Here is a 1,352-nt window from a genome sequence, read left to right as displayed (position 1 = left end):
CTTATTAGAGTCCTGAGTATTCTGGACAACCAAATGCCCGCCAATATGCAAGCTAGAGTGGTCCAGCAGAGGCTGGCAGATTTGTATCTAGGGCCGAACGAACAATTCCCAACGGTTGGAGGGCACTTCGGCCACAAATTTGCCCTTCGAATGACAGTTGGCCCAACCCGAACCTGCATCGCCTGGCACACAGATGGTTCCTACGCCACCAGCACCACCCAGATTAGTCTCAATGCTGGCTACCAAGGGGGCCGCTTGTGCTTCTACACACACGGAGCGCTCACTGTCCTCACGCGACCCGCTGGCTCCCGTTCACACCATCGGCCTAAGGTCCTCCATGCAGTAACTGCGCTTCATCAAGGCCAGCGCAAGAGCCTCTTTGTCCTTGATGCGGAAAACGGCATGGGTGACCGTGATGTGATCAAACTTAATAATGATGACATCATTGTATTCCTACAGGCTGAAGCGAATTTAGGTATGGACTGTTTTAAGCTCACCTACAGCGCAGAACCAGGCCCAAAACCCAGCGCCACCTCAAAACCAAGGGCCACCTCAAAACCAAGCGCCACCTCAAAACCAAGCGCCACAGTAGGGAGTTTAGTGCCACTATGGCATTCCGCTATTGCGTTTCCTCCTTCAAGCTAAACCAACGTTGTTGTCCTGCGATGAACACAGTTCTCCCTTCCGTTTAGATCTCTCGCTCTTGTGTTGGTGCTTGTGTGACCCACTGGGCTGCCGCCTGCCAACATTCAGGGGAAGAGATCCTTCCGAGGTACAGAAAGGGTTACGCATTTTGGTTGTACCCATTTTCGATGAGCTCGCGCTGTTCACCTGGGTACACACAAATTGTCAGCTAGCGTACCTTGGTTTTAGGTTTGAGGGGTGTTGATTAGGCAAAGGCTGACTCAGTGTCAAACTTCTTCTTGCCAACTGCCAAGGATGATCATTTACGTCTTGACCCCGACAGGGAAGCGCATTCTTCTCCGTGATATCTCTCCCAGAACTACAATTGATGAGGTGAAGCAGAGGATACAAACCCTTGAGGGAATCCCTCCTGAAAGGCAAAGCCTGTCCTATGATGAGCAAGCCCTCCAGAATGACCGAACTCTAACTTCTTACGGGATCGGTGACGGCCAAACTTTGTCTATCACTGACAACAACGATTTGATCCAAATCACCATTGTAACTCCTTCGGGGAGGGAGGTCCAGCTCACTGCTTTAACTCCTACAACTACGATCGATACAGTGAAGCAGAGGATACAAACCCTTGAGGGAATCCGTCCTGAACGGCAACGCTTGGTCTCGAACGGGCAAGACCTCCTAAATCGCCGAACTCTAACATCTTACGGCAT

The 1,352-nt window shown here is 51.2% G+C and carries 2 protein-coding genes; both read left to right on the top strand.

What is annotated here, in order from left to right; genetic code table 11:
* Positions 1 to 645, top strand: a 645-nt coding sequence (locus V6D20_20180; protein ID HEY9818097.1) for a hypothetical protein, incomplete at its 5' end; no start/stop codon positions are given.
* Positions 646 to 939: 294 nt separating this feature from the next.
* On the top strand, positions 940 to 1,352 hold a 413-nt coding region (locus V6D20_20175), incomplete at its 3' end, for a ubiquitin-like protein (GenBank protein HEY9818096.1).

Source organism: Candidatus Obscuribacterales bacterium, assembly GCA_036703605.1.
Taxonomy (GTDB): Bacteria; Cyanobacteriota; Cyanobacteriia; order RECH01; family RECH01; genus RECH01.
This window is presented reverse-complemented; position numbering and strand designations above follow the sequence as displayed.